The sequence below is a fragment of the Poseidonibacter antarcticus genome (genome assembly GCF_003667345.1).
Taxonomy (GTDB): Bacteria; Campylobacterota; Campylobacteria; order Campylobacterales; family Arcobacteraceae; genus Poseidonibacter; species Poseidonibacter antarcticus.
Genome location: NZ_RCWF01000002.1, coordinates 288,021 through 309,285, shown reverse-complemented (window position 1 = coordinate 309,285; position 21,265 = coordinate 288,021). Strand labels below are relative to the sequence as shown.

General features: G+C 24.8%; 23 protein-coding genes and 4 tRNA genes. 10 read left to right on the top strand and 17 right to left on the bottom strand.

Translation table 11 applies throughout. The annotated features are described in order from the left end of the window. Nucleotides 1-6: 6 nt before the first annotated feature. On the bottom strand, nucleotides 7-822 hold the full coding sequence (locus D9T19_RS04265) for a DUF4197 domain-containing protein (RefSeq protein ID WP_121626966.1): 816 nt from the start codon (nucleotides 820-822) through the stop codon (nucleotides 7-9). Between the two features lie 74 nt (nucleotides 823-896). On the opposite strand from D9T19_RS04265, the gene D9T19_RS04260 reads away from it, so the two are divergent. Further along, on the top strand, nucleotides 897-1,331 hold the full coding sequence (locus tag D9T19_RS04260) for a hypothetical protein (protein ID WP_121626965.1): 435 nt from the start codon (nucleotides 897-899) through the stop codon (nucleotides 1,329-1,331). Here the strand turns inward: D9T19_RS04260 and D9T19_RS04255 are convergent. Beyond that, complete coding sequence (locus tag D9T19_RS04255) at nucleotides 1,328-1,951, bottom strand: LOG family protein (protein WP_121626964.1); 624 nt, start codon at nucleotides 1,949-1,951, stop codon at nucleotides 1,328-1,330. The two genes, D9T19_RS04260 and D9T19_RS04255, sit on opposite strands and share 4 nt — an antisense overlap. A 91-nt stretch (nucleotides 1,952-2,042) precedes the next feature. Here D9T19_RS04255 and D9T19_RS04250 point away from each other — a divergent pair, with 91 nt between their 5' ends. Beyond that, nucleotides 2,043-2,774, top strand: a complete 732-nt coding sequence (locus D9T19_RS04250; protein ID WP_162984541.1) for a 5-oxoprolinase subunit PxpA — start codon at nucleotides 2,043-2,045, stop codon at nucleotides 2,772-2,774. A gap of 4 nt (nucleotides 2,775-2,778) precedes the next feature. Here D9T19_RS04250 and D9T19_RS04245 read toward each other — a convergent pair whose 3' ends face one another. Continuing rightward, a complete protein-coding gene (locus tag D9T19_RS04245) occupies nucleotides 2,779-3,573 on the bottom strand; it encodes a diguanylate cyclase domain-containing protein (protein ID WP_121626962.1) in 795 nt (264 codons plus the stop codon). After that, nucleotides 3,533-4,792: an EAL domain-containing protein gene (locus D9T19_RS04240; RefSeq protein ID WP_121626961.1), complete on the bottom strand. Its 1,260-nt coding sequence runs from the start codon at nucleotides 4,790-4,792 to the stop codon at nucleotides 3,533-3,535. The genes D9T19_RS04245 and D9T19_RS04240 overlap by 41 nt, the downstream gene beginning before the upstream one ends. Before the next feature lie 180 nt (nucleotides 4,793-4,972). On the opposite strand from D9T19_RS04240, the gene D9T19_RS04235 reads away from it, so the two are divergent. Genes D9T19_RS04235 through D9T19_RS04210 form a run of 6 tightly spaced genes read left to right on the top strand, consistent with a single transcriptional unit; the run spans nucleotide 4,973 to nucleotide 8,972 of the window. Next, nucleotides 4,973-5,608, top strand: coding sequence for a hypothetical protein (locus tag D9T19_RS04235; protein ID WP_121626960.1), 636 nt, complete (start codon nucleotides 4,973-4,975; stop codon nucleotides 5,606-5,608). Continuing rightward, nucleotides 5,608-6,147 (top strand): DedA family protein, encoded by a 540-nt coding sequence (locus D9T19_RS04230; RefSeq protein ID WP_121626959.1) that lies wholly within the window; start codon nucleotides 5,608-5,610, stop codon nucleotides 6,145-6,147. The genes D9T19_RS04235 and D9T19_RS04230 overlap by 1 nt, the downstream gene beginning before the upstream one ends. Nucleotides 6,148-6,178: 31 nt before the next feature. Continuing rightward, complete coding sequence (dbpA, locus tag D9T19_RS04225; protein ID WP_322900268.1) at nucleotides 6,179-7,600, top strand: ATP-dependent RNA helicase DbpA; 1,422 nt, start codon at nucleotides 6,179-6,181, stop codon at nucleotides 7,598-7,600. 46 nt (nucleotides 7,601-7,646) lie between these two features. Next, nucleotides 7,647-7,928: a peptidylprolyl isomerase gene (locus D9T19_RS04220; protein WP_121626957.1), complete on the top strand. Its 282-nt coding sequence runs from the start codon at nucleotides 7,647-7,649 to the stop codon at nucleotides 7,926-7,928. A 58-nt stretch (nucleotides 7,929-7,986) separates the two neighbouring features. Further along, nucleotides 7,987-8,370 carry a thioredoxin family protein gene (locus D9T19_RS04215; protein WP_121626956.1) on the top strand — a complete coding sequence of 128 codons (384 nt, stop codon included), beginning with the start codon at nucleotides 7,987-7,989 and terminating at the stop codon, nucleotides 8,368-8,370. Between the two features lie 8 nt (nucleotides 8,371-8,378). Further along, nucleotides 8,379-8,972 carry a pentapeptide repeat-containing protein gene (locus D9T19_RS04210; protein WP_121626955.1) on the top strand — a complete coding sequence of 198 codons (594 nt, stop codon included), beginning with the start codon at nucleotides 8,379-8,381 and terminating at the stop codon, nucleotides 8,970-8,972. Between the two features lie 44 nt (nucleotides 8,973-9,016). Here the strand turns inward: D9T19_RS04210 and D9T19_RS04205 are convergent, their stop codons facing one another. The 4 genes from D9T19_RS04205 to D9T19_RS04190 all read right to left on the bottom strand — a co-directional run bounded on the left by D9T19_RS04205 (nucleotide 9,017) and on the right by D9T19_RS04190 (nucleotide 12,469). Continuing rightward, nucleotides 9,017-9,613 (bottom strand): rhodanese-like domain-containing protein, encoded by a 597-nt coding sequence (locus tag D9T19_RS04205; protein WP_121626954.1) that lies wholly within the window; start codon nucleotides 9,611-9,613, stop codon nucleotides 9,017-9,019. A 49-nt stretch (nucleotides 9,614-9,662) separates the two neighbouring features. Next, nucleotides 9,663-10,031 carry a hypothetical protein gene (locus D9T19_RS04200; RefSeq protein WP_121626953.1) on the bottom strand — a complete coding sequence of 123 codons (369 nt, stop codon included), beginning with the start codon at nucleotides 10,029-10,031 and terminating at the stop codon, nucleotides 9,663-9,665. A 78-nt stretch (nucleotides 10,032-10,109) separates the two neighbouring features. Beyond that, a complete protein-coding gene (pdxH, locus tag D9T19_RS04195) occupies nucleotides 10,110-10,748 on the bottom strand; it encodes a pyridoxamine 5'-phosphate oxidase (protein ID WP_121626952.1) in 639 nt (212 codons plus the stop codon). Between the two features lie 32 nt (nucleotides 10,749-10,780). Beyond that, the gene (locus D9T19_RS04190; protein ID WP_228197962.1) at nucleotides 10,781-12,469 is read right to left on the bottom strand and encodes an HD domain-containing protein; all 1,689 of its coding nucleotides are present in this window, start codon (nucleotides 12,467-12,469) and stop codon (nucleotides 10,781-10,783) included. Nucleotides 12,470-12,593: 124 nt separating this feature from the next. Between D9T19_RS04190 and D9T19_RS14805 the strand changes: the two genes are divergently transcribed. Continuing rightward, the gene (locus D9T19_RS14805) at nucleotides 12,594-12,713 is read left to right on the top strand and encodes a FeoB-associated Cys-rich membrane protein (protein WP_121626951.1); all 120 of its coding nucleotides are present in this window, start codon (nucleotides 12,594-12,596) and stop codon (nucleotides 12,711-12,713) included. Between the two features lie 22 nt (nucleotides 12,714-12,735). On the opposite strand, the gene D9T19_RS04180 is transcribed toward D9T19_RS14805, so the two are convergent. Both D9T19_RS04180 and D9T19_RS04175 read right to left on the bottom strand, forming a co-directional pair. Continuing rightward, the gene (locus D9T19_RS04180) at nucleotides 12,736-14,112 is read right to left on the bottom strand and encodes a PhoH family protein (protein WP_121627118.1); all 1,377 of its coding nucleotides are present in this window, start codon (nucleotides 14,110-14,112) and stop codon (nucleotides 12,736-12,738) included. A gap of 96 nt (nucleotides 14,113-14,208) precedes the next feature. Beyond that, nucleotides 14,209-14,718, bottom strand: coding sequence for an NADPH-dependent FMN reductase (locus tag D9T19_RS04175; protein WP_121626950.1), 510 nt, complete (start codon nucleotides 14,716-14,718; stop codon nucleotides 14,209-14,211). Between the two features lie 140 nt (nucleotides 14,719-14,858). Here D9T19_RS04175 and D9T19_RS04170 point away from each other — a divergent pair, with 140 nt between their 5' ends. Further along, a complete protein-coding gene (locus tag D9T19_RS04170) occupies nucleotides 14,859-16,730 on the top strand; it encodes a sensor histidine kinase (RefSeq protein WP_121626949.1) in 1,872 nt (623 codons plus the stop codon). Between the two features lie 118 nt (nucleotides 16,731-16,848). On the opposite strand, the gene D9T19_RS04165 is transcribed toward D9T19_RS04170, so the two are convergent. The 7 genes from D9T19_RS04165 to D9T19_RS04135 all read right to left on the bottom strand — a co-directional run bounded on the left by D9T19_RS04165 (nucleotide 16,849) and on the right by D9T19_RS04135 (nucleotide 21,248). Then, a tRNA-Leu gene (locus D9T19_RS04165) sits at nucleotides 16,849-16,935 on the bottom strand. Between the two features lie 44 nt (nucleotides 16,936-16,979). Further along, a tRNA-Phe gene (locus tag D9T19_RS04160) sits at nucleotides 16,980-17,055 on the bottom strand. Between the two features lie 5 nt (nucleotides 17,056-17,060). After that, nucleotides 17,061-17,145: transfer RNA gene (locus D9T19_RS04155), tRNA-Tyr, on the bottom strand. A gap of 15 nt (nucleotides 17,146-17,160) precedes the next feature. Beyond that, a tRNA-Gln gene (locus D9T19_RS04150) sits at nucleotides 17,161-17,235 on the bottom strand. A 108-nt stretch (nucleotides 17,236-17,343) separates the two neighbouring features. Next, nucleotides 17,344-18,090 carry a hypothetical protein gene (locus D9T19_RS04145; RefSeq protein ID WP_121626948.1) on the bottom strand — a complete coding sequence of 249 codons (747 nt, stop codon included), beginning with the start codon at nucleotides 18,088-18,090 and terminating at the stop codon, nucleotides 17,344-17,346. A gap of 66 nt (nucleotides 18,091-18,156) precedes the next feature. Continuing rightward, a complete protein-coding gene (locus D9T19_RS04140) occupies nucleotides 18,157-20,295 on the bottom strand; it encodes a hypothetical protein (RefSeq protein WP_121626947.1) in 2,139 nt (712 codons plus the stop codon). Then, on the bottom strand, nucleotides 20,292-21,248 hold the full coding sequence (locus D9T19_RS04135; protein ID WP_121626946.1) for a hypothetical protein: 957 nt from the start codon (nucleotides 21,246-21,248) through the stop codon (nucleotides 20,292-20,294). The genes D9T19_RS04140 and D9T19_RS04135 overlap by 4 nt, the downstream gene beginning before the upstream one ends. Nucleotides 21,249-21,265: the final 17 nt, after the last annotated feature.

The following is a 21,265-nucleotide window of genomic DNA, read 5'->3' as shown; positions in this document are numbered from 1 at the left end:
TCCTTTTTAGTTTCCAAATACTTGTTTTAAAAGTGATGTTGTTTGAGCTACAGGATTAGTTCTAATCTCTGCTTCTTTTTGTGCAATCATTGTAAATAATCCACTAATTGCTTTATCTGTAACATATTCATCAAGTGATTGGTCTGAACTTCCTGGTAAATATGAATCAACACCAAAGTTTTTAGCTATATCCATAACACCGCTACTATCAACCATACTTTTTGCATTATTTTTATAAAAATCATTTGCTATATCGTAATATGAAGCTACTTGATTTTCTTTCATTGTTTCTTGAATAATTGGAGTTATCATTTCTTTTAATGATGTTGTTGTATTTGTTTTAAAATATTCAGTTGCAGCGTCATTACTTCCTGCTAATATTTTTTGTGCATCTTCTAATGACATTTTTTCAATTGCATCTGCAAAAATACTTGCAGTTTTAGGAGCTGCTGTTGTTGCTGCTTTATTCATTGAGTTGATTAAGTTATCAGCCATTTCATCGCCACCAGCACTTCTTAAAAGTGTTTCAACTTTTGCTAAATTATCAGGTAAGGGAATTTTTACTAGGTCATTATTTAAATAACCATTATTTGAACCTAATTGAGTAACTGCATACGTAACACCAGTTTTTAAAGCTTCTTTTAATCCACTTGACACAGTTGAATTATCTAAACTTGAAGTTGTTGTCGAACTTGTTTTTGTATCAGTTGTTGTTCCACTTGTAACAGTATCCATAACACCTTTTGTAATACTTCCTAAATCAAATGCATATGTTAAACTCGAAGTTAAAATCAAAGATGCAAGTATTGTACTTTTTTTCATTTATATATCCTATTTATATTTTATTTTATTTTAACATTATATAATGAAAAAATTGTGAAAAGGATAATAATAAAATGATAAATGAAATTTCAGATTATATATATAGTTTTAAAAATAAGATTATGGAAACTGAGATGATTGTAAAAGAGTGTGAAAGTACTATAGTTAAATATGCAAATATGTTAGAAAAAGAATCTCTAAAAGTTGAGTTTGAAGAAAATTATCTTACTATTTTAGGTTATACATATAGACTAGAAGATAATAAACAAAGACTTTTTTATACATTTCAAGAGGCAGTTTATGCAATTGATTTAGATAAATTAATGAGAAATGAAGACTCTTTAAAATTAAATAGTATAGTATATATTTTAGTCCTTGATTCAATTATAAAAGAGTATAAAAGCTCAATAGTAAATGAAAGTGAGAAACAAAAAGCACTAGAGACATATAAAATTATTCAAAATAGACAAGCAAAAGAGAATTCAAAATATCATATGTATCAAAACTAAATTTTTAGTTTTGATATTTCTTTTTCTATAAGTTTTAAATCATCTGTTAATGTAATAATCTTTAAATCACTTTTTGATATCATTTTATTTTTATATAAAGTTTTTTCAAAGAATTTCATTAGATGTTTCCAATAATCGCAACCAACTAAAAATAGTTTTAGTTTATTTAATTTCCCTGTATGAACTAGTGTTAATACTTCAAATAATTCATCTAAAGTTCCAAAACCTCCTGGAAATACTACAATTGCTTGTGAATATTTAATCAACATATATTTTCTTGAAAAAAAGTAATTAAAAGTCATATTTCTAGTTGTATATGGATTTGGTACCTGTTCTTCAGGTAGAAGAATATTTAAACCAATAGATTGGGCTTTTTTAGTTTTAAAAGCACCTTTATTTGCAGCACCCATTATTCCAGCACCACCACCTGTTATTATATTTATATTTTTTCTAGCAAGTCTTTTAGCAAGTTTTTGTGCAAGTAGTGAATATTTGTCAACATTTTTAGTTCTTGCACTTCCAAAAATAGTAACATTGTTTTTTAAATCTTTTAATATTGCTTTAGCATCGTTAAAATCTTTTAATATTTTATCATTATGAATTGCTTCATCTTTTTTCATTTTTATTCCTTATGTTTATTATTATATAGCTAATTTAATTAATTTAGTTTAATATATGCTAAAATAATGAAGAATAATGCAAGGCAATAATATGAATATTAAATTAAACTGCGATATGGGTGAGAGTTTTGGTATTTGGAAAATGGGTTATGATGAAGAAATAATGCCACTTATTGATATGGCAAATCTAGCATGTGGATATCATGCAAGCGATGCTTTAAATATGAATAAATCTGTTGCCTTAGCAAAAAAATACAATGTTACAATTGGTGCTCATCCTTCCTATCAAGATTTAGTAGGTTTTGGTAGACGTTCGATGGTTTGCTCTTTAGAAGAGATTAAATCAATTATTTTATACCAATTAGGTGCATTAAATGCTTTTTGTAAATTACATGGAACTGCTATTTCTTATGTAAAACCTCATGGTGCTTTATATAATGATATGATGAAAGATGAGAATATTTTGAAAGCAATATTAAGTGCAATATCTTCTTTTGATAAAAATATAAAATTAATGATTCTATCAACTCCAAATAATGAAGCAAATAAACATACAGCACTTTTATATGGAATAAATTTAATTTTAGAAATATATGCAAATAGAAATTATAATAATAATGGAATTTTAGTTTCAAAAGCTATGCCAAATTCAGTAATACATGATGAACTTGAAATGGCACAAAGAATTGTTACATTAAAAGATAGGGGTTACATTGAAAGTATCAATAAAGAAAAACTCTTTATTGAGGCAAATACTATTTGCGTTGATTGGAATAATGAAAATGCAGTGGAGTTTATAAAGCTACTTAAAAAAGCTTTATAAGCATTTATTTTACTTCTTGAAATAATATTTCAAAAACTTCTTTAGAGTCCTGATTCTTAACATATTTGGAAATTGCATAATTGTAATCAGCTCTAATTACTAAACCTGTTTTACTTTCAAGTATAGTATCTTTTAGTAATTGTTTTATATTAAATATATAATTAGATATCTCTTTTTCATCTTTTTCATCAATAAAAATCAAAAATTGGCTATTAAATAATCTTGCTATTTCAAAATCTATTTTTTCCTCTTTTAACTTTTTTCTTATAAAATTTGTTATAAATATAATCAAGTTATTAGAGAGTAATTCTCCATACTTAGTATAAATATAGTCAAAGTTACTAATATCAATAAGTACACTAATTCCAGAATTCTTAAATTGAGCTTTTTTATTTAGAAATTTATTATATATCCATTTTCGATTATTACAAGAGGTTAAATCATCTATAAATAATTTATTATTTAGATCTTTTACTTCATTTTCTAATTTTGTTATTTGTAAATAAATATCACTAAGAGATTTAATATCTTTATGAATTAATGCTTTTTTTGAAGCTTTAATAACATTTTCCATTATTGAAGCATTTTTTTGAATCGAATACATATATATTTCAATAGAATTAAAATCTTCTATTAATATTTCATTTAACTCTTTTTGAAATGAAGAATCTTCTATATCTATATTTAAAGTTTTTGCATTTTTATTAAAGTTTTCAAAATAAATTGAAGGCATAATTACATCATTATTTAAAAGATTATTAATTGTTATATCTGTAATCTTTTTTAATTCTTTTTTCACTTTTTTCTCCTACTATATCTTTTATTGTTGCAGGTTTACCAATATGATATCCTTGTGAATAATCAATATCTATAGATTTTACATATCTTAATATTTTTAAATCACTAACAAATTCTGCAACAACTTTTATTTTTTGTTGTTTACAAAATTGAACTATACTTTTTATTAAATTTAAATATATTTCTTCATCAATTTTTTTGATAAGAGAACCATCAATTTTAATATAGTCTACATTTAAGTTTAATATATATTCATAATTTGAAAAGCCGGTTCCAAAGTCATCAATTGCAATTTTTACATCATATTTTTTTACTTCACTAATAAAATTATTTACAATAGTAAAGTTAGCAATTTTTTCACTTTCCAAAATTTCTATTGTTAAATAAGGTCCTACATCATTTTCTTGTATTTTATTTATTAAAGATTTTTTAATATTTGGATTTAATATATCAGTATAATCTAGGTTAATACTAATATGTATTTTGTATTTTCTAATATATAAAACAATTTTATCTATTAGTAGTTCCATCAGTTTTGGGTATAGTCTACATTTTTTAGATTTATGAATAAAAATTTGAGGCATAAGAATATTTCCTTTTTCATCAAATAGTCTCATTAATGCCTCATATTTTATAATTTTATTTGTTGTATTATCCATAATAGGTTGTAAATAGGGTTCAACTAAATTATGCTCTATATTATAATTTAAAATATCAACTAAGTCTTCACTAATTGATTCGTTTTCATAAAGATAGGCATCATAATACATATAATGTACGAAATTAAGTTTTGCTTTATGAAGTGCTTTTTCTGCATAAACTCTAATTAATTGATTACTACTTTTTGAACATCCTATGGTTATATCTATATTTATTGAAGAAAATTTATTTATTAATTTAAAAGGATGATTAATTACTTGTTCAAAAATTAGGTTTTTTATTTTTAAAATATCGTCAATTGAGAGATCTTTATATATTGTTAACGCAAAAACATCAACATGAGTATTTGTTAAATTTATTATTATTTTTTTACCAATTTCTTTTTTAATTAATGTGATTATTTGATTTTTAAGTATTTGTTTTAATTGTTTAATTATATAGTCACCATTTTTAAAATTATAAATGGCATTAATATCTTTCATATATAAAATATCTACTAAAAAAAGGGTTTTTATCTTATTTTTATTGAAAAAATTATGTATATATTTTTTTAATGGCAATATATATCCTTTTTATCAAAATATAAGCTTATTAGATTATATATAATTAAACTTTAAGAATTGTAAAAAAAACATTATTTTTTGTAAAATTCAAATATTTAACAAGAAATAAGCATAAAAATTCTTTGTTTAATACTCTTTTTGATAAAATCGCTAAAAGACCTATAGGATTAAATAAGTATGAGAAAAATAAATATAAAAGATGTAGAACTAAATATTGATATGACACCTTTTTTAGAAATGAAAAATGTAAAAAATAAGATTAATGTAGACATTGATGGAAATGTTTATATTAATGAAGAAGTTCCTAAAAATAAAGCAATTATTTATGTAAATGAAGATTATGAAAAAAAAGAAGATATAAATGATATTAAATCTTTATCAAATGATATTTTTGCAAAATATAAACCTTTTGTAACAGGAACAATGTGTAAAATCAAACCTGTAATGAATTGGCAAAATATTATAGGAATGAATGCTCAAAATATGCTTTATTTTGATCACCAAAGTGATGGAGTTGAAATCTTTGAAGATTCAATCTTAGAAGAATTTGGATGGCATGCAAGTGCTTTAGAGATTAAATATAGAGATATTAGTGAGTTTATTGAAGAACATTGTGATGGTGTATTACTTTGTTATGATAATGAAATTCAATTTAGTGGTTTTGTTTTAATTGATGATATTGTAAAAACAAGAGCTCAAGTTAAAGAGTTTATTATTAATAAAACTAAAGAATATATCAAAGAAGAAGTATTTGAATTAGATGACGATGATGTTATTGAAGCTTTAGAATTTTTTGATATTAAGGTTAATTAATGGAAGCATTAATTAAAGATTGGGGATATATAGCTTTATTTGCATACTCTTTTGGTGGAGGGTTTGTAGGATTGATTGTTGCAGGTGTTTTATCATTTGCAGGTGATTTAAATCTATATATTTCTATTGCTGTTGCTGCTAGTGCAAACTTTATAGGTGATCAATTTTTATTCTTTTTAGCTAGAAAAAATAAATCATATGCAAAAGATATGATGAAAAATTATGGAAGAAAAATAGCACTTGCACATATAATGATGCGAAAATATGGTTCACTCGTTGTTTTTGTTCAAAAATATATTTATGGTATTAAAACATTAATTCCTCTTGCTATGGGATTAACAAAATATTCATCAGTAAAGTTTAGTATTTATAACGTATTTGCAACTATTATTTGGGCTGTTGTAGTTGGTTATGGTTCTTATGCAGCTGGTGAGTATATCTTAGCTGTTGCTGATGATTTTAAATATGTAGGAATAGGAATTGTTATAGTTATAGCAATTGGTATTTCATTTATATTTAAAAGAATTGATAAAAAATAAATAAATTTAAGATGAAGCCTAAGTTTTAGATATAATATCAAAAAAACAACAAAAAGGCTTTATCATTTCTACAAATATCAAAGAAGATGAAAAATTCTCACAATTAAACATTTCAAAAGAGTTCTTATCAAACCTTGATTCTTTAGGTTTTGATAAGATGACTGAAATACAAGCAAAATCTTTACCTTTTTTATTAGATGAAAAAGATGTAATAGCACAAGCAAAAACAGGTTCAGGTAAAACTGTAGCTTTTTCTATTCCAATAGTATGTAAACTTGATGTTAAAAGATTTAGAATCCAATCAATCGTTTTGGCACCAACACGAGAACTTGCAAATCAAATTGCAATAGAAATAAGAAAACTATCAAGACATATTCATAATGTAAAAGTTTTAACACTTTGCGGTGGAGTTGCTTATAGACCTCAAGTATCTTCACTTTTCCATGGAGCACATATAGTTGTAGGAACTCCTGGAAGAATTTTAAAACACATAAATGAAGAAAATATAGATTTAAAAGAAGTAAAAACATTAGTCTTAGATGAAGCAGATAAAATGCTTGATATGGGATTTTTAGAAGACATAGGTAAAATTATTGAAGTACTTCCAAAAAATAGACAATCTATGTTATTTTCTGCAACTTATCAAGAAAATATTGATAATTTAGCAAAATTTGTTACAAAAAATCCAATTAATATAAAAAATGAAAATGAAGAAAAAGTAATCATTGATCAAAAATTATATGAAACAAAAGATGATGTAAAAACATCAATTATTCCTGCACTAATTTCAGAAAATAAAGCAAAATCAGTAATTATTTTTTGTAATACAAAAATTCAATGTGATGCATTAAGTGATGATTTATATGATTTAGGACTTGATGTTTTAACACTTCATTCTGATTTAGAACAAAAACAAAGAGATGAAACTATTATTTTCTTTTCAAATAAATCTTATCCAATTTTAATAGCAACAGACGTTGCTTCAAGAGGTTTACATATTGATGATATTGATTTAGTAATAAACTATGATTTAGCAAGAGATGTTGAAACGCATACACATAGAATTGGTCGTACTGCACGAGCAGGTAAGGGTGGTTTAGCAATTTCACTATTTACTCCTGATGAAGAAGATAAAGTTGAAGATTTAAAAGAAGAATTTGATACTTTACAATTTGAAAGAGTAGAGCAATTAAATGATGATTTAGACTATAAAATTGATAGTGACTATAGAACATTATTCATAAATGGTGGTAAAAAACAAAAAGTTAGAGCAGGGGATATTTTAGGTGCTTTAACAGCAGGTGTTGGATTAGCCAAAGATGATATTGGGAAAATTAATTCTTTAGATTTTTGCTCTTATGTAGCTGTTAAAAAAGAAGTTGTGAAAAAAGCCTTAGAAGGTCTAAGTAATGGTAGAATTAAAGGTAAATATTTTAAGATTTATGAGAAATAATATTAATTTATGTTAGTATTTCGGAATTTTAAAAAAAGGGTAAAATATGAAATCAGCATCTGCTAGACATATATTAGTTGAAAGCGAAGAATTATGTAATGAATTAAAACAAAGAATTGAAAATGGAGAAAAATTTGAAGATCTTGCAAAAGAACATTCTCAATGTCCATCAGGAAAAGATGGTGGAAATTTAGGTAATTTTCACCAAGGTCAAATGGTTCCAGAATTTGATAAAGTTGTATTTAATGATCCTATAAATGTGGTACATGGTCCAGTTAAAACTCAATTTGGATTCCATTTATTAGAAACTACTTCTAGAAACGACTAATTTTTGATTTAATACTTTTTTTACTTATTTGTAATATAATTTAAGTAAAAGGAGTATTATGAAACTATTATTTTTAATCTTAATATTTACACTAAGTCTTTTTGCAGGTTCAATTAACTTTGAAAAAGATTTATCTACAGCTAAACAAAAAGCAATTGATTCAAATAAAAAACTTATGATTATGTATTCAACACCTACTTGTCCTGAGTGTAATTATATGAAGAAAAAAGTTTTAAAAGATAAAGAAATTATATCTTTTATAAATGATAACTTTGTATCTGTTGTTATGGATATAAAAGAAGATGAGAAGATATTACCATATAAATTTATTGGTATTCCAACTTTTTATTTTAGTGAGGCTAGTTCAATGAAACTATTAGCAAAAAAAATTGGTGGAACTAGAGAATCACAATTTTTAGAATTTGTTAAAAATGTAAAATAGGAAGAATTATGAAATATCTAATAATAGTAACATTTTTAATTTCTTCATTATTTGCTTTTAATCAAGAGCATTTAGATAAGTTATTGAAAACTAACGATTGTCAAGAGTGTGATTTAACAGGCGTAAATTTAAGTGGAAAAGATTTAAGTGAATCTAACTTAAGCGGAAGTGACTTAAGCTATGCAAACTTAGAAAATACAAATTTAGTAAAAGCAAATATGTGGGGTGTAAATCTTACAAATACAAATATGCAGAATACAAATGCAAGAGCATCAAATTTAACAGGTGCAGATATTATAAATATAAAATGTCATAATACTACATTTAAAGGTACTAATTTCTCAAATACAAATTTTGAAAATGTAAAATGTACCAATCTTTCTATTTGGTCAGCAACTTTCTTAGAAACTTCATTTGAAAATACAGATTTTCAAAATGCAGGTGCAGCGTATGCAACTTTTAGAGATGTTGATTTAAGTGATTTAAATATAAAAGGTGTGATTTTTTGGAATGCTAAAATAAATGATAGTATTGTAAAAAAAGAAGATTGTATCCACTTGAAAAAAGAAGAAGCTATTTTAAAAAATGTAGAATGTAAGTGAAAAAGTAAGAACTTAGAAAATAAGTTCCTACTTTTAAATCTCTTTTAAATTTTTTCTTTTGGAAAATACATTTTTTCTTTATAATTTTTATATCCCCAAGAATTTGCAGGACAAGTATTTTTCCATCCTGTATTTGTAGTTCTTTGTTTATATTTTTTATCTTTTCCACCTTCAAAACCATCAACAACAGTAGCTACATTCATATAACCAGCTTTTGCCATAAGTTTAGTTGCTTTAAGACTTCTAGATCCTGATCTACACATAAAGATAATTTGGTCTTTTTTACTTAAACCTTTTGCTTTAAGTGCAGTTTCTACATCTTTTACGAAATTTTTATTTAATTCCCCAGCATAACTTTTTCTTTTTTCATCCCATTTCTTAGCAGATACTAATGTAAAAGGAATATTTTTATCCATCATTGGTGTTGAACCAACAAAAACCAATTCATAAGGTGTTCTTACATCAATAAATAAGATTTTATTAGCATCTTTTTTTACTAAATCATATGTTTCTACAGCTGAAAGGTATATACCTTGTGGTGATTGTTCTTTTATATTTGTTGGTGTAGGTGCTGCTAAACTTAAGCTTGTTGAAAATGCTACTAACATTATACTTGTAATTATTTTATGAAATAATTTCATTTTTTATCCTTTTTATTTATTTTTTAGCTAATGAATATTTTAAACCATACTATACTTGGGAATCTTCTTTTTCTACTTCTTCATCCCATAAAATAGAAACACCATACTCTTTATCAGGTATTACATATTTAAAATATTCACTAGTACCAGCTCTTCCATGTAATCTAATTGTCGCTTGTCCATCTTGAAGTAATTTCTTCATTTCATATTGGCTAAAACTTCTTTTGTTCCATCTCAAGAAAGCATTTGAATATACTCTAAAAGTACAAGTTGAATCAGCTGTAAATACAAAAGATTCACTTTCATCATACTCTTTTTTTGCATTTTCACAAGTATATAATTTTATTTTTTTACCTTGTGCTACAAAGTTTCGTGCTATTACATTGCCATCGCAATAAGGGCATTTCCCTAAAATCATAATAATACTCCTCTTTTTTTATAGAAGTATTTTAACAATTTTTTTATAAATTATTAAAATATATTACAAAATGTAATATTATGGTGCCAATCTTGTGATAGTCCAAGAACCTTTTTCATCTTTTTCATAAAGAAATCTATCATGAAGTCTATCTTGTCCTCCTTGCCAAAATTCGATTCTTAAAGGTTTGATTATATATCCACCCCAAAAGTCTGGAAATGGAACTTCGCCTTTTGAAAATTTTCTTTTTATTTCATCAAATTTTTGCTCCAACAAACCTCTTGAAGTAATAATACTACTTTGATGTGAAACCCAAGCACCAATTTGACTTCCTTTTGGACGAGAAAGAAAATATTTCAAAGAATCAGCAGTTGAAATTTTTTCAACAGAACCTTCAATTTTTACTTGTCTTTCCATATCAATCCATGAAAATAGTGCTGCTGCATTTGGGTTTTCTTTTATTTGAGCTGCTTTTTTACTTTTATAATTTGTAAAAAATACAAAACCACTTTCATCAAAAGTTTTAAGCAATACAGCACGTACACTTGGCATCATATCTTTTCCTACAGTTGCTAGAATCATTGCATTTGGTTCGGATACTTCTTCATTGATTGCATCTTTAAACCATATTTCAAACTGTTTAAATGGGTTTTTATCTAAATGCTCAATATCCAAAGCTTTTGTAGTATATTTTCCTCTAATTTCCGTTAAATCCACAGTGTTTCCTTTCTTTAATTGGTAAATATTATTTAATCACCAAAAATATTAAATAAAATTTCTCTTAGTTCTTTTTTCATCTCTTCATTTAAAACTTTTTTATTAGAATAAATATAAAATGGAACTGTATTTTGCATTGATTGTTTAAGTCTTTTTCTTAATGTTGAAATCTCATCTATATTTATAAGTTCTCCTCCATCGTAAAAAGAAAACTCTTTTTCAATTCCAAGATTAAAAGAAACTATTTGATATGCAAAAAATAGTTTATCCTCACTTTTTTCCCATTTTGTTATAAATTTATCCAAAGCATTTTGAAGTTTTTTTGCTTTATTTCCTTTTATATATCCAAAACTTTCTCTAAATTTATATCGTTGAACTGTTGAAAACTCTAAAACATTATAAAATTCATTTAAGTTTTTCCAAGGACTTCTAAACTTTCTTTTTCCAAATAATACTTCTTCAAAAGAGTAAAGATATTTTTTGTCTTCTGAACTTAAAACATCTTTTTCTTTTATTAAAAAATATTCATTTTTAAATAGTGAAATTAACCAGTTTTCATCTAACATAGAAATAGTATCTAGTTTTTTTTCTATATCTCTATTATGAAAATTCCAAAGCATAGAAATATTATCTGATACTTTTTCATCCATTTTAGGATTTTTAAAATACTTGTCTGCTAAATATTCAATTACATTTTCAAGTAATGTATCAGTTTTTGCAATCCCATGATTAAAAATCACTTTTTTATAAAGATTAAATCTCATTTCTAACATATGTTCAATATCTATTAAAGACATATCAAAAAAACTTAAGTGATATTTTTTGTTTTCTTGAACTAAAACAGCTTGTTTTGTTATTCTTATATGATCATTTGGTCCTGTAATATAACCGCTTGCAAGCATATCTCTATTTACATAATCCAATCTATCAGCATCAACTGTACTATCAATAAATCTATGTAAAACTTTGAAATCAAAACCATAAATAGTTTTTTCTTCTAAAATACATAAAGAAAGTTTTTCTATTAGTTTTATATATTTTTTATCATTTGATTTTTTTAAGAAATCATTTAATTCATAATCAAATAATAAAGATAAAAGCTCTTTCCCAATGGCTTCATGTAAGACTTCTTTTGAATTATTTGTAATTTTTTCATAATTATTTTTAAATTCAATCTCTTTTTCTACTAAAATTTCTTGATTTGATTCTTTGTTTTTTATTTTTGTATAAACTTTTTTCAAAGCATTCTCAGCTTGATGAGAAAAAGGTAAATGCCCAACATCGTGAAGTAATCCTATGATTCTAATAGTTTGTAAAATCACAGTATAAGCAGTTGAGTGTGATTTTGATTTAGTTGGAATACTGAATTGATATAAAGCTTTATTATCAAAATAAACCATATCTTTTAAATCAAGATTTAGATTTTCTTCTTTAATAATCTGTTCAATAGCTTTTTTCAAAGATGATAAAAAACTATTCTTTGTAATCTTATCAGCATTTAAAAGTGAGTTTTTAAACATAAAAGAAGCCAAATGCATAGTACCAAGAGAGTGTATAAATCTTTTAGTAGTAATCGATGGATATGAAAAATAAGCCAATGCATTTTGCGTTATAAACTGCAATCTATTTACTATTTTTGTTTGTAGAATTTTATCTTCTAATTTTGTATATTCTATATGATTATATATAGTGTCGTTTATTAATCTATTTTGAATTTTCATTTCCTTTTTTAATATGTAGTATTATATTCTTCTTGATTTGATTATTCCTTAATTTTATGTATTAATTGTAATTTAATTATAAATAATATAATATACTAATAATTATTATCATTAAGGAAAATATATGGAAGAATATATTATTTATGCAATAGGCTTTCTCGCACTAGCTTTTATTTTGAAAAAAATATTTACAAAAGACGGTAGTTGTGGATGTGGTGGAAAAGGAAGTTGTTCTAAAAAGTAGAACATAATAGCTCTACTTTTCATCAATCTTTTCTTTTTTCAAATATTCTCTCAGTAAATTGGGCAAATTTACCTCTTACTGCTTTATCTAATTCTATTGCAAATATTTTTAATTCGGGATGAGTTTCATTTGTTTGTTTTAGAAGTGTAGTAAGACCATTATTATATTTATTTAAATATAAGTTATCTATTTGTCTATTTGAACCAATTACAATTGCCATACAAGATTCATCAAGTCTTGATAAAATCAGTTGTGTAGTTTTTTCACTACTATTTTGCCATTCATCCATAATAACAATAGCTGAACTTAATGTTCGTCCTCTAGCTTCTCCTGGCCAAAGAGTTTCAATATTATACTTAGATTGGAGTTCGGAAATTTTTGTTTCTATTGATTGAAGATTATCTTTATTCTCACTTTTTTTTAGCTGTTTTTTAGCTATAAATTCTAATGTATCTTGAACAGCCATATTATAGATTCTAAATTTCTCATCATTACCTGATAAATATCCAATATCTTCACCTTTATCTAGTGATTCAATTGAATTTCTTACATATACAATTTTGTCATAAAAGCCTAAATCTATTAATCTCATAGCACTAACAATTGACATCAGTGTTTTACCACTTCCTGCTTTTGCATCAATCACTAATAATTCAAACATATTTGAAATAATAGCTTTTGTAAATAATTTTTGTTTTAGATTCACTGGTTTAACTTTTAAAGCTTTAAAGTCTGTAGTTTTTAAAGTATCAATTCTATCATTATAAATAATTGCATATTCACTATTTCCATCAGAACTATTGAAAATATATGAAAAGTTTTCTTTTTCATACTCTTTATCAATTTTTAAAATATTTTTATTATTCAAAGAGTTGAATTTTGAAGAATCAAGTTCAATAGTTTTTACAAAACCAAATTTTGGAAGTGTAGATTTATCATCATGAAGTGTTTCTGTTTTGATACCTTTAAATAAAGCAAAAGTCCTAGCGTAAACATCAAGAGATAAAAAAATAGTTTTAGCACCTTTATAATAATCTCTTGCAACACAAGCCGTTTCGATAATCCTTTTATCATTACTTTCTGATAAATGAACTTGTTCTATTACTGTTTCATAAACATCTTTTGAAATAATATCAATATTAATTTCATCATTAAAAAGTTTTACAACTTTAAAGCCAGTTTTATAATCAATTTCTTTTATTTTCATCAAAGCCAAAAGTCTTGCAAATTCTCTTGCATAATATCCTAATTCATTTGATAGTTTTTTCTTGTCCTCAAGTTCAAGTAAAACAGTCTCAGGTATTACTATGTGGTTAGTTTTATTTTGTGATATTTTATAGAGATTTTGTAAGTTTTGTAAGATGATGTTAGTATCTATTACGTATATTTTTTCTTTCATAAAAAATTGTAACAAGAATATGTTACAAATGAATTACAGATAAAGTATAAAAAATAGATATTTTAAAGATTAACGATTAAAGTTTAGGAATGATTCCTAAACTTTTGATAATCTTTTAAGTGCTTGGATCATTCCAATTGCAGTTTCTTCATTTAATGGTTTTTCATAAGTAGTTAAAAGTTCTCTAGCTAAGATATTAGCTCCTAAATGTTGAAATTGTATTCTCATAGCTTGAAGACCTTTAGCACCTCCACCACCACTGTGTGTTGCTAACCCAATAATTTTATCATTGAATGCATCTCTCCAATCTTTTGTAGCTCGTGAAGTCCATGCCATTGCATTATTAAGTACAGGTGGCATAACTCCATTATATTCAGGTGCTACAATAATAAAAGCTTTTAGATCTAATATTTTTGTTGCTAAATCTAAAACAGTTTCGGGAATTCCATTTTCTTCTTCTTCAATTGTACTATATAATGGTAATCTTAAATCTACTAAATTTATTAATTCTACTTCACAATTCTCTTTTAATGCTAATTCTTCAAGTTTTAAACCTAATTTCTGATTATTATTTGAACTAGCTACTAGTATTCCAATTTTTGACAATATGTATTCCTTATTTATAATATATGGTTTTATAATTATATCTAAGGAATACTTGAATTAGTTGATTAAAATGATAATAATAAATCTGATATTATAAACTCTTCATAAAAAGTCTAATATTTTAGGATATAATTAAAACAATGAAGAACAATAATGAAAAACAAATATTAAAAATAATTAAATATGCACCTTCGTCTTTTGTTATAATTTTCTCTATGATAATTACAATTTGGCTATATGTTGAAAATAAAAGTATATTCCAAAAAGAGAAAAAACAAATTGAAAATGAATATATCTTAGAGACTAAAAATAAACTAAAAAGTGATATATCTTTGGTTTATAATATTGTTAATAATTCTTATAAGAATATTGAAGTTGAATTAAAGAATTCAATAAAAACAAGAGTATATGAAGCTCATACTATTGCTACAAATATATATGAAAAATATAAAAATACAAAAACAAAAGATGAAATATTTGAACTTATAAAAGTTACATTAAATGAAATAAGATTTAACAATGGAAGAGGGTACTTCTTTATTGACAATATAGAGGGAAGAAAAGTTTTATATCCAATTGATAGTAAAATCGAAAATAAAATCATGATTGATTACAGAGATAGTAATGGTTATGAATTTGTAAAAACAATTATTAAAACTATAAAAGATAAATCAGAAAGATTTGATGAATACTATTGGTATAAACCAAATAAAGGAATGAAAACATATAAAAAGATTTCATTTTATAAATATCTAGAGCCCTACAATATGGTTATAGGAACGGGTGAATATGTAGATGAATATGAAGCATTTGTTAAAGAAAAAACATTAAAATATTTAACATATATTAAAAAAGATACTAAAAAAGATATTTTTATTCTTGATTACTCAGGTAGGTTTGTATTATATAAAGATAATAAATTTATAGGGAAAAATGTTTTAGATGTAGAAAAAGATAAAAGTGTTAAAGATTTGATAGAAAATATGCCAAGTATGTTAAATAAGCATAGTTTATTTATTGAATATAAAGCTTCAAATAATAATAGAATAGGGTATGCAAAAAAATTTAATGATTGGTCATGGATACTTGTCTCTTCTTATTCAAAGGATAAGATGGGGAAGCTTATTCAAGATAAAAAAGAGTTTCTTGATAACAAATACGAATCTTTTATATATAAAATTTTTACAATAAGTATTATTCTAACTTTTGTATTATTAATTGTATCAATTTATATTTCAAAGACTCTAAAATACAAATTTGATAAATATAAAAAAGATTTAAATGAAAAACAAAATATATTATTTCAACAATCAAAAATGGCTTCAATGGGAGAAATGATTGGTAATATTGCACATCAATGGAGACAACCACTTTCAACTATTTTAACAGCATCTACAGGAATGCTTTTACAAAAACAGATGAATAATCTAGAAGATGAGTTTTTCTTTGATGCTACAAAAAGAATAAATGCATCAGTAAAGCATTTATCAAAAACAATTGATGATTTTAGGAATTTTTATAGTCCACATAAAATCAAGACAAACTTTTCTTTAAAAAATACATTTAATACTACATTAGATTTATTACAAGCTCAACTAACATCAAAAGATATAAGAATAGTAAAAGATATAGAAGATATTGAAATGTTTAGTTATGAAAATGAATTGATACAAGCATTAATAAATATAATTAATAACGCAAGAGATGAATTAATAAAAAAAGATAAGAATGTAGAAAAAGTAATATTTATTAGTTCTATAGTTTCTGCTAAAAAAGTTAGTATAATCATAAGAGATAATGCAGGAGGTATATCTGCTGATATAATAGAAAGAATCTTTGAACCATACTTTACAACAAAGCATAAAGCACAAGGTACAGGTATTGGTTTATATATGACAGAAGAAATTATAGTTAAACATTTAGATGGAAAGATATCTGTAAAAAATCATGATTTTATATACAATAATAAAAAATACACAGGAGCTGAATTTACTATTGAATTTGATTTATAAATATAATCTTAAAATAAGTTTGTATTTATGAATTTAATAAATGTAATGATTTTATATAAATTAGTAAGTAAATGTAGTTTGTGATTTTTAAAAAGAAAGTTTTAATTTAATAACACAGTGGTGCGAATGGTCGGAATTGAACCGACACTCCGAAACCGGAATTGGATTTTAAGTCCAACGCGTCTACCTATTCCGCCACACTCGCACTTATTGGTAGTTGATTTGTTTGTGTTATTAATATTAAAAAAATGGTGGCTCGAGACAGAATCGAACTGTCGACACAAGGATTTTCAATCCTTTGCTCTACCGACTGAGCTATCGCGCCACACGTGGTGGGAAGAGAAGGACTCGAACCTTCGAAGCCGTAGGCGGCGGATTTACAATCCGCAGGATTTGACCACTCTCCAACCTTCCCGAAATACTCAAATGATGGATGGGGTAGAAGGATTCGAACCTTCGAATGCTAGCACCAAAAGCTAGTGCCTTACCACTTGGCGATACCCCAATCGTTTAAGTGGCGGTATTATAATACCAGTTACTTTAAAGATAACTGAAATTATAATAGAGATAATGTAAAATATTGAAATTTTTAAGTATTTAAAAAAAATACTTATTATTCATAGGGTGTGATTACAGGTGGGAACTGTTCAAATGATTTTTTGATTGCACTTGCAATAGTTCTTTTGTTTTTATGATTTTGAACTGGGTTTGAAAATTGTAGATATTTAATAGAACCTTGTTCTGTTTTTTCTCTTTTATAAACAAAGGCAACTTTTTTACCAAGCTTAACAGTATTATCATAAATCACTTTTGCATATTCACTTATATATGGGAATTCTTTCGAACTGATTTTATCTCCCCATGCAAAAAATACAAATTTTCCACTAGGAATTAGGTTTGCAGCATCCAAATACATAATTTCTCTTTCAAACTCTGTATTTTGAGCTGAGTTATATATTTCTAAATCATCATTAAATTTCATTAAAAGTGTTGAAGCATCAATGTTTTGTTCATTTAGATTAAATAAGTTTCTAATCTCTACTATTTTACCAGCACAATGTTCACTCATAGCTTGTTTAAAGACTGTGATATATGTTTCTGCTTTTAATTCTACCATTTCTCCAAAACTATCAAAGTTTTGATCTAGTAAGTAATTATTTGAATCATAACCTACAGGAGTTACTACAGGGTTGTATAAAAAAACTGTACCTATTATGTTTTTTTTTCTTTCTTTAGCTGATTTAATTTTCGCTTTTAATTCTTTAGGAGTTATTACTTCATCTTCTGCACCAAAATACATATAGCTAGATGTAATAAAAATCTCTTCATATTTAGTTTCAATTGTTCCAAAATATTGCATAAAATTCCTTATTTATTTCTTTTGGGATAGTAACAAATCTTAGTATATAGTTTGCTTATACTAGTGTTACTTCCTTTTTTGGTATGTTTTTAAGTTTGCACATTCTTTTAATATCTCATCATAATACTTTGTATTAGAATATTTATCTTTTAGTTTATCAAAATATTTACCATAATTGTTATCTATATATTTATTATAAGTTTTATTTCTTGTATAAGACCAAGTTCTAGGTGCTTCATAAGAAGTAATTTCTTTTGGATAACTATAAGATGATTTTTTTGCAAAGTTTATATCAAAAAGTGCTAATTCTGATTTTGCTAGCATATATGTGATTTTTGCTTTAAACTCTTTATTTTTTGCATATTTTAATGCTTTTTCATAATACTTTATAGAATCATTTACTTTTTTTAGTTCCAATACTTTATTATGAAACGAATAAACACTTCTGTATTCTGTAGTAATTATATTAGAGTTCCCAAAATAACTTAGATTATAGATGGCATTTGCATATAAATAGTTGTCAATTGCACTATTTGGAGTGTTTTTTAATACTTCTTGTATTTGTATTATTTTGTCCAAAAACTCTTTTATCGTATATGTTTGTTTTTCCCCTGAACGATTATTTCCTCTAATTGAAACATTAAAAGGATTGAATTTTATATATTCATTTAGATAATTACTTTTTATTTTACGGGCTTTATCAAACTCTTGATTATTGATTAAAAGTTTAATCTGGGTTTTCTTTAGACTTTCATCAAAGCTAAAACTATTATCAATTTTTTTTATTTTTTCTTGTTCTTTATATTTTTCTTTAAAATACTCTTCCATTTTTGATTTACTTTTGACATTGATAAATTGTTTAAATTCATCTAAAGATTCTAAGGTAAAAGAACTGTTATTTAAGTTGTTGATATTTGCACTCAAAAAGGCTTTAAACGTATCATTTTGTTTTTTATATAATTTTTCTAGTATTACAAAAGTATAGTTTTGTATTGCATTTGATGTGTGATCTTTATCATTTGTTAATTTTGTCATTTGTGAATAAATATCATTTTCTATTTGTATATTTATACTTTTTAGTTGATTTAAATTTACAATATAATTAAATGTTTGTGTTTCGTGATTATCATTTGAAAGTAGAAGCCCAGAAGCAATCTCTTTTGCTTTTTTCAAGTTATTAGAATACAAATTAAAATATCCTAAAGATAAGTTTATTGTATACATATCATCTTTTTTTATTGTTTGAAGATAGTTTATAAACTCTTGTGTTGGAAAATTACGTACATAATAATCATCTAAATCAAAGAAATGCTGTGAATTTAAAAGGGCTTTATATAGAACAAAATCAAACCAAACAGAATTTTTATCAATTTTATATATATTTTTTAATTCTTCTATAATATTGCTATTTTTATTTAATGCTCTAAGTGCATATAATCTTGCTTTTTCGTAGTTTGAAGTAGGGATATTTACAAGAGTATTCCACTGTTCTTTTGTATGTATATGGTTGAAATTATAATAAGCTAAGTGCCAGTTTATTTTGTCTTTATCTAGTAATTTTGAGAACTCATAAACACCTTTTTGTATTTTTTTATCTTTGATTAACGCACCTGCATAAATACCTTGAATCCAATCTTTTACGATTGTTTTTTCTTTTGTTTGTAATAAATAGCTATACTTTTTATATATTTCTAAAGGTTTTAACTCTTTATAATGTGCTAATCGTAAACTTAAGTAAAAGTATCTAAGTTTTAGCCATTCTGGGATATTCGTGTTTATTCTTTTTATAGCTTCATTTATAAGTACTTCTTCTTTTATTTCTGGTTCTTTTTGATTACTGTAATAATAATTTACAACGTATTGTTCTTGATTTTGAATAAAATTCAAATACGCTTTTATATTTTCATCTTTTATAAGTGAAATATTTTTTCTTTGGTAAACTATTTGCTCAATTGTTTTAAGACTTAAGTTTTGTTTTAAATGCTTTTGCCACTCTTCTAAATTGGCTTGTTTTGCTCTATTTTTATAATCATCAATAATATCATTATAAACTGCAGCACTATCTAAATTTCTTTTTTGATTTGAAAAAGGAAGTTCTCTTTCTTCAAGAAATAAAAATGATCTATTGCTATAGTCCCAACCACCAGCACATGAAAATACGGCAATTTTTAAAAGCAGTGTAAATAATAAAATTTTTATAATCATTTGTAACCTTTAAGTAAATTTGTTAAATTGTATTTATCTTTGTAGGAAAAAGTATAGAATACAATTTCGTTAAATCGATTTGAAGCAATTTTAAAAAAGTCGCTTAAAGCTGTCTTTATATCTTTTTCTTTTGAATCTTCAAATCTAAATATATCATCTTTGTAAACATATCGTCCTTTGAAATAATCACTTTCTAAACACTTATAAATATTAGGAGATATTTCTATAAAGTTTGAAGAAAAATCTTCTTTTTTTGCTCCTTGGATTATTTCTAAAGCTACACTTTTTCTAAACCAAATAGCTTGAGAATATAAAGGAAGTGCTAGTTTTAATTTCAAAGGATAAATATCAAAATTATAGTGATATTTTCTAGCAATATTATTATCTAAAATAGAATTTTTTGTTTCAAGTTTTGTAATAGTTGACATATTATAGTACATCAATAAACCATAATCAACAGGAGGAACACCCGTTCTTTTAGCGTATTTTACTTGATGAAGTCGTATTGTTGCACTTAATTTTATAGCTAGTTTATTTTTTAAATCTTTTAATAAATCAAAATAATTAGACCTAGTCAAATCAGACCAATCGCAGTCTATTTGAAGCTCATTATATTTATAATTTTTATTGTTTAGTGCTTTTAATGTATCTTGAATACTTTTGGAAATCTCTTTAAAAGATAGATTTTTCATAGCTTCATTTGTAATATAAACAACTGGTACAAAACCATCGTTTGGCTTAGTTTTAAAGCTTGTACGTATGGGTTCTATTTTATTTGAATATGTTACTTCAAGTACTTTTATATAAAGTTTTTCTTTTATATTTACTTCATTAAAACTATTTTTCCAATGATAAAAAGAGTAGGTGAGTTTTGCTGTATTATTTGAAGTATAAAATATTGTAGCAATAATTAGAGAAGAAATAATACTTATAATTAAAACTATTTTTTTCATTTTTTCATTCCAATTAC

Bases quoted from the DNA above. Each gene is read 5' to 3' on its own strand.
- D9T19_RS04265 (WP_121626966.1), bottom strand. From the start codon at position 822: ATGAAAAAAAGTACAATACTTGCATCTTTGATTTTAACTTCGAGTTTA.
- D9T19_RS04260 (WP_121626965.1), top strand. From the start codon at position 897: ATGATAAATGAAATTTCAGATTATATATATAGTTTTAAAAATAAGATT.
- D9T19_RS04255 (WP_121626964.1), bottom strand. From the start codon at position 1,951: ATGAAAAAAGATGAAGCAATTCATAATGATAAAATATTAAAAGATTTT.
- D9T19_RS04250 (WP_162984541.1), top strand. From the start codon at position 2,043: ATGAATATTAAATTAAACTGCGATATGGGTGAGAGTTTTGGTATTTGG.
- D9T19_RS04235 (WP_121626960.1), top strand. From the start codon at position 4,973: ATGAGAAAAATAAATATAAAAGATGTAGAACTAAATATTGATATGACA.
- D9T19_RS04230 (WP_121626959.1), top strand. From the start codon at position 5,608: ATGGAAGCATTAATTAAAGATTGGGGATATATAGCTTTATTTGCATAC.
- D9T19_RS04220 (WP_121626957.1), top strand. From the start codon at position 7,647: ATGAAATCAGCATCTGCTAGACATATATTAGTTGAAAGCGAAGAATTA.
- D9T19_RS04215 (WP_121626956.1), top strand. From the start codon at position 7,987: ATGAAACTATTATTTTTAATCTTAATATTTACACTAAGTCTTTTTGCA.
- D9T19_RS04210 (WP_121626955.1), top strand. From the start codon at position 8,379: ATGAAATATCTAATAATAGTAACATTTTTAATTTCTTCATTATTTGCT.
- D9T19_RS04205 (WP_121626954.1), bottom strand. From the start codon at position 9,613: ATGAAATTATTTCATAAAATAATTACAAGTATAATGTTAGTAGCATTT.
- D9T19_RS04200 (WP_121626953.1), bottom strand. From the start codon at position 10,031: ATGATTTTAGGGAAATGCCCTTATTGCGATGGCAATGTAATAGCACGA.
- D9T19_RS04190 (WP_228197962.1), bottom strand. From the start codon at position 12,469: ATGAAAATTCAAAATAGATTAATAAACGACACTATATATAATCATATA.
- D9T19_RS14805 (WP_121626951.1), top strand. From the start codon at position 12,594: ATGGAAGAATATATTATTTATGCAATAGGCTTTCTCGCACTAGCTTTT.
- D9T19_RS04180 (WP_121627118.1), bottom strand. From the start codon at position 14,112: ATGAAAGAAAAAATATACGTAATAGATACTAACATCATCTTACAAAAC.
- D9T19_RS04170 (WP_121626949.1), top strand. From the start codon at position 14,859: ATGAAGAACAATAATGAAAAACAAATATTAAAAATAATTAAATATGCA.
- D9T19_RS04145 (WP_121626948.1), bottom strand. From the start codon at position 18,090: ATGCAATATTTTGGAACAATTGAAACTAAATATGAAGAGATTTTTATT.
- D9T19_RS04140 (WP_121626947.1), bottom strand. From the start codon at position 20,295: ATGATTATAAAAATTTTATTATTTACACTGCTTTTAAAAATTGCCGTA.
- D9T19_RS04135 (WP_121626946.1), bottom strand. From the start codon at position 21,248: ATGAAAAAAATAGTTTTAATTATAAGTATTATTTCTTCTCTAATTATT.